This window comes from Pedobacter aquae (assembly GCF_008195825.1).
Classification (GTDB): domain Bacteria; phylum Bacteroidota; class Bacteroidia; order Sphingobacteriales; family Sphingobacteriaceae; genus Pseudopedobacter; species Pseudopedobacter aquae.
On the sequence record NZ_CP043329.1, the window covers coordinates 92,849 to 108,864 of the forward strand.

General features: G+C 32.7%; 15 protein-coding genes. All 15 read right to left on the minus strand.

The genetic code is table 11. From position 1 onward, the window contains the following. Positions 1 to 12: 12 nt before the first annotated feature. The 15 genes from FYC62_RS00530 to FYC62_RS00595 all read right to left on the minus strand — a co-directional run bounded on the left by FYC62_RS00530 (position 13) and on the right by FYC62_RS00595 (position 15,996). Entirely contained in the window at positions 13 to 1,950 is a 1,938-nt protein-coding gene (locus FYC62_RS00530) for a glycosyltransferase (protein WP_168199341.1), read from the minus strand. Positions 1,951 to 2,006: 56 nt separating this feature from the next. Next, positions 2,007 to 2,270, minus strand: a complete 264-nt coding sequence (locus FYC62_RS00535; RefSeq protein ID WP_149073524.1) for a hypothetical protein — start codon at positions 2,268 to 2,270, stop codon at positions 2,007 to 2,009. Positions 2,271 to 2,540: 270 nt separating this feature from the next. Further along, on the minus strand, positions 2,541 to 2,714 hold the full coding sequence (locus FYC62_RS16970; RefSeq protein WP_168199342.1) for a hypothetical protein: 174 nt from the start codon (positions 2,712 to 2,714) through the stop codon (positions 2,541 to 2,543). A 114-nt stretch (positions 2,715 to 2,828) separates the two neighbouring features. Then, positions 2,829 to 4,235, minus strand: a complete 1,407-nt coding sequence (locus tag FYC62_RS00540) for a hypothetical protein (RefSeq protein WP_149073525.1) — start codon at positions 4,233 to 4,235, stop codon at positions 2,829 to 2,831. A gap of 30 nt (positions 4,236 to 4,265) precedes the next feature. Next, positions 4,266 to 5,228, minus strand: coding sequence for a glycosyltransferase (locus tag FYC62_RS00545; protein WP_149073526.1), 963 nt, complete (start codon positions 5,226 to 5,228; stop codon positions 4,266 to 4,268). Beyond that, the gene (locus tag FYC62_RS00550) at positions 5,194 to 6,402 is read right to left on the minus strand and encodes a glycosyltransferase family 4 protein (RefSeq protein WP_149073527.1); all 1,209 of its coding nucleotides are present in this window, start codon (positions 6,400 to 6,402) and stop codon (positions 5,194 to 5,196) included. Before FYC62_RS00550 ends, FYC62_RS00545 begins: the two co-directional genes overlap by 35 nt. A 415-nt stretch (positions 6,403 to 6,817) precedes the next feature. Then, a complete protein-coding gene (locus FYC62_RS00555; protein WP_149073528.1) occupies positions 6,818 to 7,432 on the minus strand; it encodes an acyltransferase family protein in 615 nt (204 codons plus the stop codon). Continuing rightward, positions 7,429 to 8,682, minus strand: a complete 1,254-nt coding sequence (locus FYC62_RS00560) for a glycosyltransferase family protein (RefSeq protein WP_240534772.1) — start codon at positions 8,680 to 8,682, stop codon at positions 7,429 to 7,431. Before FYC62_RS00560 ends, FYC62_RS00555 begins: the two co-directional genes overlap by 4 nt. Positions 8,683 to 8,740: 58 nt before the next feature. After that, positions 8,741 to 9,961, minus strand: a complete 1,221-nt coding sequence (locus FYC62_RS00565) for a glycosyltransferase family 4 protein (RefSeq protein ID WP_149073530.1) — start codon at positions 9,959 to 9,961, stop codon at positions 8,741 to 8,743. Next, positions 9,945 to 11,186, minus strand: coding sequence for a glycosyltransferase family 4 protein (locus tag FYC62_RS00570; RefSeq protein WP_149073531.1), 1,242 nt, complete (start codon positions 11,184 to 11,186; stop codon positions 9,945 to 9,947). The genes FYC62_RS00565 and FYC62_RS00570 overlap by 17 nt, the downstream gene beginning before the upstream one ends. Beyond that, positions 11,176 to 12,195 carry a glycosyltransferase family 4 protein gene (locus tag FYC62_RS00575; protein WP_149073532.1) on the minus strand — a complete coding sequence of 340 codons (1,020 nt, stop codon included), beginning with the start codon at positions 12,193 to 12,195 and terminating at the stop codon, positions 11,176 to 11,178. Before FYC62_RS00575 ends, FYC62_RS00570 begins: the two co-directional genes overlap by 11 nt. A 57-nt stretch (positions 12,196 to 12,252) precedes the next feature. After that, entirely contained in the window at positions 12,253 to 13,191 is a 939-nt protein-coding gene (locus tag FYC62_RS00580) for a glycosyltransferase family 2 protein (protein WP_149073533.1), read from the minus strand. Then, on the minus strand, positions 13,178 to 14,068 hold the full coding sequence (locus FYC62_RS00585; RefSeq protein WP_149073534.1) for a glycosyltransferase family 2 protein: 891 nt from the start codon (positions 14,066 to 14,068) through the stop codon (positions 13,178 to 13,180). Before FYC62_RS00585 ends, FYC62_RS00580 begins: the two co-directional genes overlap by 14 nt. Beyond that, a complete protein-coding gene (locus FYC62_RS00590) occupies positions 14,061 to 14,876 on the minus strand; it encodes a DUF5672 family protein (RefSeq protein ID WP_149073535.1) in 816 nt (271 codons plus the stop codon). The genes FYC62_RS00585 and FYC62_RS00590 overlap by 8 nt, the downstream gene beginning before the upstream one ends. Next, positions 14,869 to 15,996, minus strand: a complete 1,128-nt coding sequence (locus FYC62_RS00595) for a glycosyltransferase family 4 protein (RefSeq protein ID WP_149073536.1) — start codon at positions 15,994 to 15,996, stop codon at positions 14,869 to 14,871. Before FYC62_RS00595 ends, FYC62_RS00590 begins: the two co-directional genes overlap by 8 nt. Positions 15,997 to 16,016 lie beyond the last annotated feature (20 nt).

A 16,016-nucleotide genomic window follows, 5' to 3' on the forward strand; every position in this document is an offset into this window, starting at 1 on the left:
CGTTATAAGTATTTAATGAGTGTTGATATAATGATACATCGTTTGATAATGATGAAGGATATTCCCTTCTTCATAATCCTTTCTAATGGTGTTTTGTAAGCCATTAAAGGCTATGTCTCTATTTATGATAGCTTTATAAGCTTTTATTAAACTCTCTTTTAAAGCCGGAGCTGTTCTTTTACAAACCCATCCTAAATCCTTCTCTTTTACATAATCACTCAAACCTACGTTTTCGGTAATAAGTACTGGAGTTCCGCTATACAAGCTTTCAATAACTACGTTAGCAAAATTCTCATCATAAGAAGGTAAAACAAATAAGTCATGTGCTGCCAATAAGTCAAACTTTTCATCCCCATAAACAGGGCCTAACCAATGAACACGCTTAGCAAAGCTCTTCTTCTTAATTCCATCTTCACTTATCACTTCATGCTGTTCTCCACCCAGCCTACCTTCTTCGGTATTCGGTCTTCTTTCCCAACTTTCCACTTCACGCACAACTTCCTGCCGCTCACCATCCAGTCTACGGTCTGCGGACTTCGGTCCTCGGTCCTCAGACTTAAACCTTTCAACATCACTTATCCCTTCTATCTGCTCTCCATCCAGTCTACGGTCTGCGGACTGCGGTCCTCGGTCTTCTTCCAACTTCAATCTTTCAACATCACTTATCCCTTCTATCTGCTCTCCATCCAGTCTACGGTCTGCGGACTTCGGTCCTCGGTCTTCTTCCAACTTCAATCTTTCAACATCACTTATCACTTCCTGCTGCTCTCCATCCAGCCTACGGTCTGCGGACTTCGGTCCTCCGTCCTCAGACTTCAACCTTTCAACATATTCCATTTCACCATCTCCAACAACACTCAATTCCCAAGGAAAATCTAACTCATTCAAAACTTCAAATAACAGCTCAAGCCCCTTTTTCTCTTCTATACGAGATAAAAAGATCAATTTTAAAGTACAATCTATTTTTTCTTTTTTGTTTAGCTTTTTCTCCCAAGGGAGCTTTACAAAGTTTGGGATATTAAAAATAGACTTTGGTTTTAGTAAAGCTTGCGTATCTCCAGCCTCCTTAGCGCTGGTTGTATGAAAATAACAGGCATTCAACAAATGTTTACCCAATAATTGATGAAATACCTTTTTTAATAAACTTTTATCTTTTTCAAAAGAGTATAAACTAAGGGTGCCTCTTGGGCTTAAAACTACCTTCACGCCTCTACATAAAGCAATTAAGCAAGCAGGCATGGTAACCAAATTCCACCAAGCATGAATATGTACCACATCAAACTGTTTTACAGTTTTCCATAAATGCCATAAAAGGGCAGGAGAGAAGTGACTATGATCTTTGGTTATGCGCTTAAAATAGCTTACCTCAACACCATCTACCATTTTAGTTTCCCCATTCTGGTAGGGCAGTTCCTCTTTCCCATTAGCCAAAGTCGTATAAACAGAAATTATCATCTTGTCAGGCTGAGCGGAGTCGAAGCCCCCATTCCCTAACCCCGTTCTGCTATCCCCCTCCAGTCTTCCGTCCTCGGTCATCGGACTTCTAGTTGTCGGTTGCCAGTTGTCAGTTGCCAGTTCTGGGTTATGTGCCGTCAGGCTGTGGTCATCGGTCATCGGACTTCTACCATCTGTTTCCAGTTCGCTGTTCCCTGTTTCCAGTTTTGTATCTATTAGACTATTTCTCTGCGGTCTGCGGTCCTCGGTCATCGGACTTCTACCATCTGTTTCCAGTTCGCTGTTCCCTGTTTCCAGTTTTGTATCTATTAGACTATTTCTCTGCGGTCTGCGGTCCTCGGTCATCGGACTTCTACCATCTGTTTCCAGTTCGCTGTTTCCTGTTGCCAGTTCTGGGTTATGTGCCGCCAGGCTGCGGTCCTCGGTCACCGGACTCCCCAAACCTCGCCTTTCGCTTTCAGCTTGAATTTCCTCACATAACTTCGCCACAGACATCACTGGCCCGCCGTAAACGTATGCTGGTTTATATGATGCTGTAATATGGAGGATTTTCATGGTTCAGCAGATACTTGAAGATGAGCTATCAAATCATTAAAATATGGTGTCGACCAAATATTTAAAACATTCGGATTAGAAATAAACCTCTTGATATCGGCCTTCACCCTTTCCATACTTACGATAGCTATCCTCTCTCTTATTAAGCTAATAAATTCTTCTTTATTGATAGTCTTTTTATTCCAATCACCACTCATTATTGCTCTTTCTAAAAAGTGATTTAGATTTAAAACTACGCCTTTTTTTATATACCATTCCATATCAAGATAATCGGTAAACTGTCGATTATCTTTGTATAAAATTACATCTAGGAATTACTGAGTTCTGGGTTATGAGTCGCCAGACTGCGGTTACTAGTTGTCGGTCGCCAGTTGTCAGTTGCCAGTTCATGGTTATCAGTCGCCAGACTGCGGTCCTCGATCATCAGACTTCTATCATCTGTTTTCAGTTCCCTGTTTCCAGTTTCCAGTTTTGTATCTATAAGACTATTCCTCTGCAGTCTTCGGTCATCGGACTTCTGTCATCTGTTTTCAGTTCCCTGTTTCCAGTTTTACATCTCTAGCACTAATAGGCTGCGGTCCACCGTACTCGGTCATCGGACTTCTACCATCTGTTTTCAGTTCCCTGTTCCCTGTTTCCAGTTTTACATCTATAGCACTAATAGACTGCGGTCCACCGTACTCGGTCCCCGGACTTCTAGTCATCAAAGTTACATCTATGAGACTATTCCCCCGCAGTCCACCGTCCTCGGACTATTTCCCAATTGCAATACTCCATCTACACGACTATTAGTCTTCCAACTTTCCTCTTTCTTAACTTTAATCATTTTTTAAATACTCAATGGTTTTTTTGATCACAAGTCTATTAAAAGCAAGATAAATAATCAAATACATAAAGAGTGCACCAAATATTTTATCTAGTGCTCTTTCATAATTGAAAATCACAAAAAACAAAGGAATAGTTAGTGCAGTACCTATCAGCAAGTCTGGCGATTGTTTTAATATATATCTGTAAATACTTCCAATCACGAAGCCAAATACTAATAAAATTAATAACATGCCAGTTTTTCCAAAATCTACATAACTTTCTGCAAAATAACCTAAACTAATAGAAGTGCCACTTTCAACACCAGAATAATCTTGACCCGTATATAGTCTTGCTTTTTCAGAGTCATCAATAGCAGCCTTTTCAGGAAATAAAATTCTGGGTTTTAGCACACGTTCTACCGCACCAAGCCAAAGTTCACCATTGGTATGCTCTAATTGATAAGGCACATGTTCTATAGCTCCTGATAAAAATTCTATGTACGAAAGCCTATTTACGGTAGCTTCAAAACCTTCTTTTATACCAGTGCTGTCGATTTCTGTTACTAAGTTATAAAGCTTAAATAGCGATTCTTCTGTACTTCTTACAGATGTTTGGGTTTTTTGTCCTGCATTTAAAAATTCACGATAAGCGGGTTTAACATATTGCCAAATCATCAAAGTATAAAAACCTACAATTAGAATTACTCCTAGAGGGATGATGTTCTGTAATTTGAAGTTTTGACCATATAGCACAACCATACCAATAAATAAAATAAGGAAATAATCTTTAAACCCAGAAAAGAATCCTGTAAAACTAAATAATAATTCTGCTGAAGCTATCCATAAAAACATTTTCTTCTCGTTTTTATAGAAAGCATAAATCATAAATATAAAAAATAGTGCCCATTTAAACTCAATTAACTTACTTAAAGGTTGCTGTAAACCTCCTATAGAAAAAGATAATTTAAACAAAATAGGGTAAGCTATAGCTAGTAGCAGATAAAGTTTACCCAGCTTATCACCATTAAATTGATGACTAGCGGCTAAAATGCTGGTATTATTAGTATGTTTAAAGCCTCTAATAGCGAAATGTATACCTAAAGCAAGTGTTACTAAGCCTCCCATTCCCCAATAATAGGCCTCATTGATATAATCGGGATAACGGTGCAAGCTGATATCATCAAAAGCTAAATTGCTATAATTTGCATAAAACACTTTTACCGAAATAGCCATATATTGAGTCATCAACGCGGTAAATAGGATAGGTGCCTCATCATTCTTCCAGCTCAACTTCACTAAAATAAATGGCAAGACAACGGCTAAAAATGTGTGCAAAGGATTAACGCTTAATAAAGAATAAATTAATCCTGCTACAAGGATAATATGGCCTATCGGACTAATAGATTTAAATTTACCCATTATAATTTTCTAAAGGAAAAAGGTCATTTACTATTTTAAAATATGAAGAATGTTTTTATAGAACCACATATCCTTTTTTAGAGTTCTCAGAAAACGGATAAGCAACCAACGAAAAAAAAGAAGAAAAATATTTGAGTGATTTGCTAAAAGAAATAGACATTTTGTTGCTAGATTGATTTCTTTTTTAAAAACTAAAAATAGCATTTCATTAAAGTAAATAACTTGTGTCTTCCATGTTAAACAAATTTGAACTTTTTTTCTATGTTCATCTGCAACCATTTCATTAATGTTCAATAATATAGGGATGTCTTCCTTCATACTTAAATAGGTGCTTTTGTAACTTCTACTTAGTTGTCCTAAGTGTCTTCTTAAGAAGATAAGTGGCTGATTTAGAAAACCAATATCACCATTTTTAGAAAGCCTTGTCCACATTTCAAAATCACCACTTACTTCATAATTTTCATTAAAATTACCAGCCTTGGCTATACCCTTTTTGGTTAATGTTACATTTGCAATATTACCAGCAATACAACCCCAATAAGCTGAAATATAAGCATATAATTCTGAGGAAATAACCTCTGGAGTTTCATCTTTTTGATAGAGTTCTATTAATTTTCCATTCTCATCTATATAGTCTCTACCAGAATAACTCATCAATAAGTCTGGGTGTTTTTCATGAAAAATTATACATTCTTGTAAACAATGTGGTTTCATTACATCGTCTTGCGACCATAAGTGAATTAGATCCGTTGATGTTTTGCTTAATAGGAAATTTAAAGTCTTAAATAGGCCTAAGTTTATTTTATTTTTAAAAATTTTAATATTGGGATGATTGGCGTATTTATTAATTAAATCCCAACTTTTGTCCGTAGAACAATCATCACAAATTAAAAAATCGAAATCAATTAAATTTTGTTTTAAAACAGATTCCATTGCATCTATTAAAAACTTTTCTCCATTATAAACTGGAAGAATCACACTGATTTTTTTCATTTAATTGATTTATAAAAGCTTTCAATTGGTTTGAAATACTCCATTCTTTAATTATATCCTGAGATTTATCTTTCATTTGATGGATAGATGGAGATAAAGTAATTTTAGATAGACAAACTTTTAGTCCCTCTAAATCACTGCTTTCAAATACATAACCATTTTCACCATTTTTAACCAAATCTATGGCACAACCTACTTTGTTGCTGGCAATAATTGCATTCCTACTAATCATGGCTTCATTGATAGCCAACCCCCAAGTTTCACCTGGTCCTTGAGAAGGTAAACAAAAAATATCTGAAGCTTGATACACTACAGGCATTTGACTTTGATTCTGAAAATTCATAAAATGTACCCGATTATCTTTGCGCTCCTCATTTTTAACTTTCAACTTTAAAGTTTCTACTCTCCATTTCAAACTCTCCTCCAAGACCCCATTCCCCACAAAAAGTAAATGTGCATTCGGTAAATTTAAAGCTATAAAAGCGTCTAATAGAAGTAGCGGATTTTTTTTAGGTTCAAACTTCCCCGCAAATAAAATAAGTATATCAAGCTTACTTAATCCAAGTCTAGCCCTTAAGGCTTTTGCTTCGTTTTTTCTAGGAACTAAAAAGCGTCCGCTGTCTATGGCGTGTGGTGCGAATACCAACTGTCTTTCTTTTAAACCATATTTCTTAAAATAGGCTTTATTAGCTGTCCCAACATAAAAAGCCAAATCAACATGGCTATAAACCCATTTCAGGTAAATACTTTTTATATACTTTTTCCAACCTGTATCTTTATCCAATAGGGTCGAATCTCCTCTAAACCATAGTGGTGTTTTTCCTTTAAAGTGTCTCAACACCTGTAAGTGGCTCTGGTAGGCATAACCAATTAGCATAATCGCGTCGGGATTAAATTCTTCAATATGCTCAATCAGATTAGGATTTATAATTCCCTTAAAATGATGACTGCCAGGATACTTACTCTCATTTTTTAAAAACTGGTAAGGATAATCTTCTAACAATGGAATATCCCACTCAATCACCTTACCAAACCCTGGATCAAACTTTTTTAAAGAACCCTCTCCCCAAGTATAAAATACCATTAGGTTAGTTTCTTTAGCTAATAGTTGAAATAGTGGAGCGTAATATTGAATAGGGTGTGTAGTAACAATTGCTAACTTTTTATCAATCATCAGAATTTTTTAGAATGCTTTTTTAGGTTATTATACACCTTTTGTGATAAGCGGATAGCCGGCAGTTCGACCAATAGGTAGAAGACATAACTGGCAAAAACAATCAATACAAGTGTAAATATGATAAATAATGTTCTTTGTATATCAGTTTTGAAGAAGTTCATGCTCAAATTAATCATTCTACCACCTAAGGGTACATGAATTAGATAGAGAGAGTAGGAAATAGTACCTAAGAATAATATCCAATTATATTTAATTTTTTTAAAGAAAATAAGGATTATCCAAGCAAATAAACTTGCAAAGAAAGGAGTTGCTCCAAATTTGTAATATACCACTCCTAAAATAAGGCCGCTACATGTTTGATAGATTAATTTCCATTTCGAAGTGTAAATAGTTCCATAGAATATAAGGATACCTATAGAAAATAAGCGCTGTAATAAAAGATAAACTTACTGCTGAAGAAAAACATACTCAACAAATAAGCAAATACTATAGTCGCTCTTACGTAAGTTGATGAATGTATAAGTAATGGAAATATTAAAGCCATTAATAAATAAAACTGAAACTCAATAGCTAATGTCCAAAAAACGGGGTTAAGCCACGGATGGTCAAAAAAGCTGTTGAGATAACCAATATGTAAAGCAAGATTGAAATAATCTATTGGAAGGTCTTTACCCTTAAAATAGGGAGATAGTGTACTTACATAATTCAAGGCTAAAATCAATAATATAGTGATGAAATAAGGTGGTTCAATTCTGCTAATCCTTTTAATTAAAAAATCTTTCCAGTTTTGATAAGTGTATTTGCTCTGGTTTAAAGAATAAGGGATAATGAAGCCGGAAATGATGAAAAATATTTCAACTCCGGCCCAACCATAACTCCCAAAATTTCTAAACCAATGACCGGAAGCCAAGTAATTTTTATTTCCATTGGTAAAATGAAATATACAGACCATCAATGCTGCAATTCCTCTCAGCATATCTACAGAAGTGATTCTGCCAATTGGTTTTAAGACCGTGGGATTGTTCAACGAGATGTATTTAATGATGATAGTACAAGCTCAAAAAAATCACATTGCTCTGCTGTCTTGTTTCTGGCAGAATAATTATTCAGCTCACTTTCATTGCCAATAAATGGTTTCCCTTGTTTTAATAAGGTATTTTTCAAATTAATATAAATTTGATGGATTGCTGTATCTTCCGGCATATCAAAAGTAATTACCTCGCCTGCATTACATTCTCTTATGATTTTAGCTGCACTGCTGTCTTGGTGAAAAATAGCTAGTAGAGGATTTTTTGAGAACATATAAGGATACGTTTTGGAAGCAGTATATTGTGGATCATTAGATCCTGCAATAAATAATAAATCCGCACTTTTCAAAGTATTTAGCGTTTGGTAAAAAGGAATTCGATTGGTTTGCTCGGTAACGTAAGCTGCTATACCCATTTCTTGGGCCAATGGAAATATGGTTTGTTTCCCTTGTCCGTCAGGAGCATAACTGGTGCCTAAAAAATAAAAATGTATGTTTTTAAACAAAGATGCTTCTTGTCTTAATCCTAATCGAAAAGCACTGAATAGCTTGACTAATGCGTCTTTCATATCCAAACCTCCACGACCTACATAAACCACATTAACCACATCTTCATTTTTGTGAGGAATCATAGAAGAATAATCAAATTGATGTTTTTCAGCAATAGAGAAGTCCTGATCAAATGCACCAAAAGTGATTACTTTATAAGGTATGTTTAAAATATTATGATATCGAATTTGCAGTGTTTTAATGTAAGCTTCAGATACGCTAATCAAACCATCTACATGTTTCATAGCCAAAGGCTCTAACCATTTATTTAAACGATAGGAAAACCAATATTTTGGTGGCTGTTCTGCTTTAGGTTTATTGATATAATAATCAGAATGCCAAGGGTCTTGCATATCAATGATATAAGGTATCCCAAACCTTTTTTTCCAATAATTTCCTAAAATACACACGGGGAACTGCGTCGTAGAAAAATATATCAAATCAAAATGCTCTTTATTTAATAAAACATCTACCTTCTTACGTATGGCGTTTAAAGACCTGATTGCTATACTGCCTAACCCTATTTTTTTTGTCCATTTTTTAGAAATAGGTTTTACAGTATAAATTTTAATATCAGTTGGTATAGCCTCTAGTAATAGATGGTCTTTATTTACTTCACAAAAGTCTGGGTGCACACAAACAACGTTTGCCTCCCATCCAAATTCTTTGAAATAGGGGAGACTCATCCTTATGCGCTGCATATCTGCCGCATTACACGGAGGGAAGTAAGGAGATATGATAAGGATTTTTTTTATTAGATTAGAGGTTGTTTATTATAAATAAAAATTTTTGCTTTTCTATATCCCAATTTAGTGTAGTCTGTCCAAGTATATAATTATTCTGCTTTGAATTTTCTAACTTATTCTCATCTAAGAATGTACTTAATGCAATTGCTATTGAATTGGAATTTCTCTTTTGATAAAGAATTCCATCAATAGGGTAATCATTGAATAAATTAAGTTGAGCAACGGTATTACTTGCAATTACTGCTAATCCAGATTGTATATAAGTAAAGATTTTATTGGTTAGGCAAATTTCTCTATTGTAGACATCAGCAATCTCCGTAGCCATACCTATATCAAATTGTTGAGCAAAATCGAAAATTAAATCTGGAGGTATTGGTTTATAAAAATAAATTTTATTATGATTTAGGCTGGCCTTGGTAACATGACTAAGTATGGTTTCCTTTGTGAATTTATTGTATAAACCTAGTAGGTGTAGTTCAAATAAATCATTTTTGATTATACCTAACGCTTCAATGACTTCAATTAATCCCCTGTCCACTCCAATTTTTTGTGAGAACCAAAATAATTTTATTGATTTATCTTGGTTCTCAATTCTTTTTTTAACTACATGTTCAATTTTAGGAAAGACATTCATAATTGGAATAACTTGTCGCAAATAAATTCTTTGATATTCCTGAGCAATTAAGGGGCTGGAAGCTGTGATATATATCGCTTTTGGTAAATATAAATCTTCAACATGTATTAATGATTTTAGTACTTTACTACTTAGGTTTTCTTCTCTATGAAAATCTTCAGCATCAAATGCATATTTACTTAATGTTTTTTCTGCTGCGTTTGCTGCAACACTAAGCGCACCTACGTTGTGCGCTATATATAAGTCCGCTTTGTAGGCTTTAGCTGATTTTAGTTGCCAAAAATAGTTTCTGTTCAAAATCAGGTTGCTTAGCCAATTTAGATTCAAGATTAAGGAAGCCTTATGAATGAGGCCGAAAAGGAGTTTAATAACTTTAGATTTAATACAGCTTCCTGTCCAATCCAAATAATCAAAACTTATATTAGGATTGGATTTTAAAATATCAAAGTCGTCATTTATTAGGTAATTCATATATTGAGTAAAAATGATATGAACTTTATAACCAGCTTTATCTAAAGCTGTTGCTTCTTTGACTAATCTCGGATTAGATGCAATGTGTCCAGGAGTTATTAAACAAATTCTTTTAATATTTTGATGCAATTTTTTCTTCTATTTGTTTTATGACTTCTCTTCTGAAGTTTTTCCAGGGATAAGAATCTGCTTTAATTAAAGCATTTCTTCCAAGTTCTTTTAGCTTATTTTTATTTTCAACACACCATCTCAGACTTGCTATTAAAGCTTCTTTATCATTTGGTGGGATTATTATTCCATTTTTTTTATGCTCAATTATGTCTGGACCGCCTGAATGAGTGGTAGTGATTACTGGCATGCCTCTTGACATAGCTTCTGTAATAACCATTCCAAATCCATCAGCTAGTGTTGGTAATACAAACACATCTGATTTGGCATAGAAAGACATTAATTCCTCATGCGGTATGTTTGGAATAAATTTTATATTTTCTGGTAAATCTTTTAAAAAAGATGTAGGTAAATGATTTTTCCCTATCATTATTAGTTCAGCCTTATCACCAAAATTACATTCTTTCCATGCCTGGAATAAAATGTGAATTCCTTTTCTTAAATTTTGACTTCCGGCATTCATAAAAGATATTTTTTCTGTAGGATGTTTTTCACTTATTAAGGTTTCTATTTTAGGAAAACCATAAGGAATGGTAATAATTTTTTTAAGTTCAATGTCTGCTGCTAACAGTGATTTTTTTGTAAAAGTAGAATTACAAATAATATAATCACATACTTTTAACTCATTATCTCTCCTTTTATTCCTTTTAATAGCTTTATCATTAGTGAGTAAATCAATATTCTTTGTTTTTAATTCAGGATACAGAACTAACTGCTCCTTTACAATTTTTTCGAATAGAGCGTGGTGTTGGCTAGGTTGTTCATAAAATGATAGAATTCCAAGTTCTTTTGCTCTCTCTAAAGTTTTTAATGCCGCATGTTCATATGTGTGAATAGAACTTAAACTTTTGTCTAATTGATTAGCAACCCATTGATCAAAACTAAGTTCGCCCCATTCCCATATTTTATCAGTTGTAATAGTATCTAGAAATCTCGCAGAAAAAACTCTAATTAATTCTTTAAATGGTTTACCTTTAACTAGATTAAAATCAATTTCATTAAGATTACGTCTTTTAATGTTTTTCTTGAGATTCGGTAGATAATTTATAAGAAATTTAGTTAAGAAGTATTCCCTATGTTCAAAAAAAGTAGTATAAAATTTTTCTAAGTTATTTGATTCCTGATACGCTATTACAGTTTGCTTGATATAAGGAGCAATATTGGGATTAGCTACACTACATTTCATTATTAAACTTCTTATAAATAGATAAATATTGTCTTGATATTACTTCTGAAGAGAATCTTTTCTCAACGCTATTTCTAACCTTTCTACGGTCAAGATTGGCAACCTTTTTTATAGTGCAAATCATATCTTCTAAGTTATCACAAGCAAAACCGTTTTCCCCATCTATTACTACTTCTGGAACAGAACCTCTTTTGAATGCTACAACAGGAGTACCACAAGCCATAGCTTCAGCCATTACAATTCCAAATGGTTCATTCCACTCTATAGGCATTAGAAAGGCTAAAGCATTACCTAGTAACTCATTTTTCTCAACATCATTAACTGGCCCGATATAGGTGATATCTTCATTTAAGAAGGGTTTGATTTCATTTCTATAATAGTTTTGATAATTATCTGGGATATTACCTGCAATAACTAGTTTTTTACGGCAAGCAATAGCAACTTTAATTGCTATATGTGTGCCTTTAATAGGCTCAATACGACCTAAAAAAATCAGAGGGGCATCTACCCCTATTTTCGGTTTAAAAGTGTACTTGTCTAATAAAACACCATTGTAAATAGTTGATGTTTTTGCTATAGGGGCTATTTTTTTACTTATATAATTACTACAGCCTGTGAATAGAAGGGTGTTTTTTTGAGCAAGCTTTTGTGCTAGTTTTACTTGGCTTAATGTGGGTTCTCTTTGGTAACTCATGATTTTTGGAATACTTAATGGTAATAAAAAAGTTAAGTAAGCTAATCTTGAAAAACTATGTAGAATATCATATTGACCGAAAATAATATTTCTACTTATAAAAAGGGTATTACGTAAGGTTGATATTTTATCTAAACCTTCGCAAGGATAAGGCATAAGCTTACATTTTACTTTTGACTCCTTATGAGCAAATAAAACAACGGTATGTCCTAAATTAGTATACTCATTAATTAATAACTCCACTATACGCTCTATACCTCCATAATTTATAGGGGGTACAGGGATAAAAGGATCAGCTGAGATAGCAATTCGCATAATTTATTATCTGTTTAAGATAAGCTTTTTATAAAAAAACTATGGCTTAGTTGATTATTAGAAGAGGTTTTTTATTCTTTTAGTTAATTTCCATCCAAAAATACTGCTAATAATTTTGCTAAGTCCAGCGTTGTAAGGTTTAATATTAGCATATTTGTATTCACCGTGACTTTTACATTTTTTTATTAATGAAGGATATAGAGGATACATTTGAAAAACTAAATATTTAAGAAAATTACCAATCGCCGTTTTAGCAATTTCAGCGTCTGTTAATTTGTTTAGTGTGTTTTTATAAGTTAGTGCTGACAGATACTCTGATTTAAATCTTTTTTCTGACTTCATAGATGAAACACTTTCCTTATTCTCAGTTCTATAATAAACTATAGTTTCATCACAATATAGTACACTGCTAGCTTCTGCAACAACCCTATAGAAATACTCTCCATCATCATTATAAGTTATTTTTTCATTCCATAAACCAGCTTTTTTTATTAAAACTCTTGGAGTTAACCAACAGTGTAATAAAATAGTGTGTCTACAAATAAGCCAATCAATTGGATTTAGATTCTTTTTTAAGCAGTTATGTGGCCCTATAACTCCTATTGTTTCAGTTATATTATTTTTAAATCTTACCCATTTACAACTAACTACACTATTAGGATTTGGGGCTAGGTATTTCATTTGTTTAGAAATTTTATCCGTAGGCATCAAATCATCAGCATCTAAAAACTGTATATAGTCACCTCCTGATTTTTGTAATCCGCAATTACGAGCAGAACTACCACCTTTATTAGATTGATGAAAAACTTTTACTATATCATTTTCATATTGTTTTGCTATTAAATAGGAATTATCTGTTGATCCATCATCAACTATGATAATCTCTTTATTCGACCAATCTTGAGATATTGCACATTCTATGGTTTTCGCTAGAAAAGGTGCTGAATTATATACAGGTATTATTATACTAACTAAAGGAGTATTAGTTTTTTGCATAAATACTTTTAGTTAAAAGTTTAAGCTTCATTATCAGACCTAGCTCTGCTCTTAATATAATTGATATACGCTTTAGTAATGAAACTTTTTTCATTTCTATCGACAAAGAAAAGTAATTAGCTCTACAGATTTGTTTTTTATTGTAGTCAACAACTGTTTTTTGTTCTTCTTTTGATAAAAACTTTCTGTAGATATAATTTAGGCCAATTAATTCCATAGCTAGTATATGCTTAATTGTTTTTGTTTTTGTTTGCTCATGTTGTCTAAAAAGCGACAAACATCTATCAATATGTATTATTTTATACTTATTTATAATTAACTGTAACCAAAACTCATAGTCCATGCAAAAAGTAAGTGAATCACAAAAGCTTAATTGATTTTTTTTCATAGTCCAAAACATACTTGGCTGTGGAGCTAAACCTGTATTTAATAAAGCATCTTTTAATGTCATGGGAAATCTAGGTTTGTCTAGTTGTCCATTCTCATCATTAAAGTCTTTGGCCCAATAACAATGACCTATTAAAAGTAAATCATCATTATCATTATTAGCTAAGTAAGCTTCTGCAATTAGTTTTAGAGTATTTGGATAATAACAATCATCACTATTTAAATAGGCAAATATGTCGCCCGTTGCTTTTCTTAATCCTTTATTAATTGCGTGAGTTTGTCCATTATCTTTTTCGCTTATCCAATAGGCTAATTTATTCTCATACTTTTTAATGATTTCAACAGTTTCGTCTGTACTTCCTCCATCAATAATGATATATTCTAAATTAGGGTATCCTTGATTTAATACAGAGAGAATAGTTTCTTCTATAAACTTTCCTTGATTGAAACTGGGCGTGATAATTGAGATTTTAGGATATAATCTACACATCAGATAAATTTATATGGTCTTTCCAAAATTCTGGCTCATATTTTAACCAACCATGACATCCAAAAGGAAGTATATTGTTGTTAATGCGGTAATTTATCTTGGCTTTTTTTTCAGTAGCAAATTGTGAAGCAATATCTTCTGTTGGTATACGAAACCATTTAAAATTCCTTTTTACAATATTTCCCCAGAAATAATCTTCGTGTTTATGGCAATTGTTAAACATATAATAGGTGTTATTTCTGATGGTAAAGTTTAATAAAATTTTTATCAGATTTTTAACATTTAGTTTTTTGTCGTACCCTCTCATGAATTCTGAGGGTTTTTCTAAATAAGAAAAGCTACTTAGTACTTTTAAATGGCTATTAACCTTTCTTAATGAAAAGCCGCCATTTCCAACTCCTATAAATGGCGAATTATCCTCAGCTTGCCCATATCCTTCATACCATGGAGCTCCAATATAATCATATCCTAAATTACACCAGTATTCTAATTCATCCCTAAAAACCCAAGCGTCAAGTTCATAAAATAAAATGTACTCATAATCACAATATCTATTATATAAAAAGGGAGCAATTTTTAACCTATTAAACATAGCATAAGTAGCCTGCCATTTTGGATCAATGAAATCAACCTCTATATCAGGAATTAAGGCTCTATATTCTTGGATATTTAATCCTTTAGGACAAATAATTCTTATCGGATATTTTCCTAGTATTTTGTAACATTGTTTAAGAGAAGCACCTTCGTTAGGACTTAGAAATGGTTTATGAGCCACAATTAAAATAACTACGTTTGCTCTATTAATCATTACAAATAGCTATAATTTTATTGTTTAAATTTTCAATAGCATTTAAATTAGGTAGTGACATCACTTTTTCAAAAGCTCTTTCTCCCATTATTTTCCACTCGTTTCTTCGTGTAAAAGCTTCTTCTAGAGCATAATCTATACCCTCACAGTCTAAAGTTAAAGCTATAAAACCTTCAATACCATGTGTAATTAATTCTGAAATTCCTCCAACATTTGTTACAATAGCTGCCCTTTTATAGAACATAGCTTCAATAAGCGATAAAGACTGCCCTTCCATTCTTGAAGGCATCATCAAAATATGATTTGCTTGCCAAATATTTGCAATTTCATTTTCATGCCCTTTAAAACAGACGTTATCAAGATTATTTAATTTTGATAATCTTTTTAAAAGTTGTACGTGTGGACCATCACCATAAATGTTGAAAATTACATTTCTGTTTTTCCATTTATCTTTTGCTAAAATCTCAAATAACAAATCATAACCTTTATGATAAGTTTCTAAACGTCCCACTAATGCTATCTTATAAAGGTCATTTAATAATGTTGGATATGGTATTTCTTGTGTTGATTTTTTAGCGAATGGATTGGGAATAACTATCGAATTATTTTGAATTACCCCTAGCATTTTTTGATGTAATTTGAGATTATGTTCAGAAACAAAGTAATTGACTTCTGATGTAGAGTACGCTTCTACCAAATTCATTATTTTTTCATCTGATAAGAAAAGCCATAAAACATCAGTCACAAGTTGAGTAATAGTGATATATCTAATGTTTAATTTTTTACACAAACACATTAAGTTTAGGCCATCTACATTATTACCTTGTGAAATTATAACCAAATTAGGAGAGAAATTTTTCAAAAATCTTTCTAATTTATCGATTCTTGTAGACTGTTTGTTTTTTAGTTTCCATACTATTCTGTTAAACATCGAAGGACGTTTAAAACGGAGGTTGAGATTAAATCTATCAAAATCTTTTAGCTCACATTTAGCCTCATAATAAGTTGCAATTTTAATATCATACCCTCTTTTGCTAATTTCAATAGCAGATTTGGACCATAAGGTTTCACTACCTCCTAATATTTGATTTGTAGAAATATAAAGAAGTTTTTCTTTCAAAGTTTTTTTTTAAAGGTTTT

What these genes read in the sequence shown, in the direction of transcription:
- FYC62_RS00545 (WP_149073526.1), bottom strand. Translation starts at nt 5,228, where the DNA reads ATGAAAAAAATCAGTGTGATTCTTCCAGTTTATAATGGAGAAAAGTTT.
- FYC62_RS00560 (WP_240534772.1), bottom strand. Translation starts at nt 8,682, where the DNA reads ATGCAGCGCATAAGGATGAGTCTCCCCTATTTCAAAGAATTTGGATGG.
- FYC62_RS00575 (WP_149073532.1), bottom strand. Translation starts at nt 12,195, where the DNA reads ATGCGAATTGCTATCTCAGCTGATCCTTTTATCCCTGTACCCCCTATA.
- FYC62_RS00570 (WP_149073531.1), bottom strand. Translation starts at nt 11,186, where the DNA reads ATGAAATGTAGTGTAGCTAATCCCAATATTGCTCCTTATATCAAGCAA.
- FYC62_RS16970 (WP_168199342.1), bottom strand. Translation starts at nt 2,714, where the DNA reads ATGACTAGAAGTCCGGGGACCGAGTACGGTGGACCGCAGTCTATTAGT.
- FYC62_RS00580 (WP_149073533.1), bottom strand. Translation starts at nt 13,191, where the DNA reads ATGCAAAAAACTAATACTCCTTTAGTTAGTATAATAATACCTGTATAT.
- FYC62_RS00590 (WP_149073535.1), bottom strand. Translation starts at nt 14,876, where the DNA reads ATGATTAATAGAGCAAACGTAGTTATTTTAATTGTGGCTCATAAACCA.
- FYC62_RS00530 (WP_168199341.1), bottom strand. Translation starts at nt 1,950, where the DNA reads ATGTCTGTGGCGAAGTTATGTGAGGAAATTCAAGCTGAAAGCGAAAGG.
- FYC62_RS00585 (WP_149073534.1), bottom strand. Translation starts at nt 14,068, where the DNA reads ATGTGTAGATTATATCCTAAAATCTCAATTATCACGCCCAGTTTCAAT.
- FYC62_RS00540 (WP_149073525.1), bottom strand. Translation starts at nt 4,235, where the DNA reads ATGGGTAAATTTAAATCTATTAGTCCGATAGGCCATATTATCCTTGTA.
- FYC62_RS00550 (WP_149073527.1), bottom strand. Translation starts at nt 6,402, where the DNA reads ATGATTGATAAAAAGTTAGCAATTGTTACTACACACCCTATTCAATAT.
- FYC62_RS00535 (WP_149073524.1), bottom strand. Translation starts at nt 2,270, where the DNA reads ATGGAATGGTATATAAAAAAAGGCGTAGTTTTAAATCTAAATCACTTT.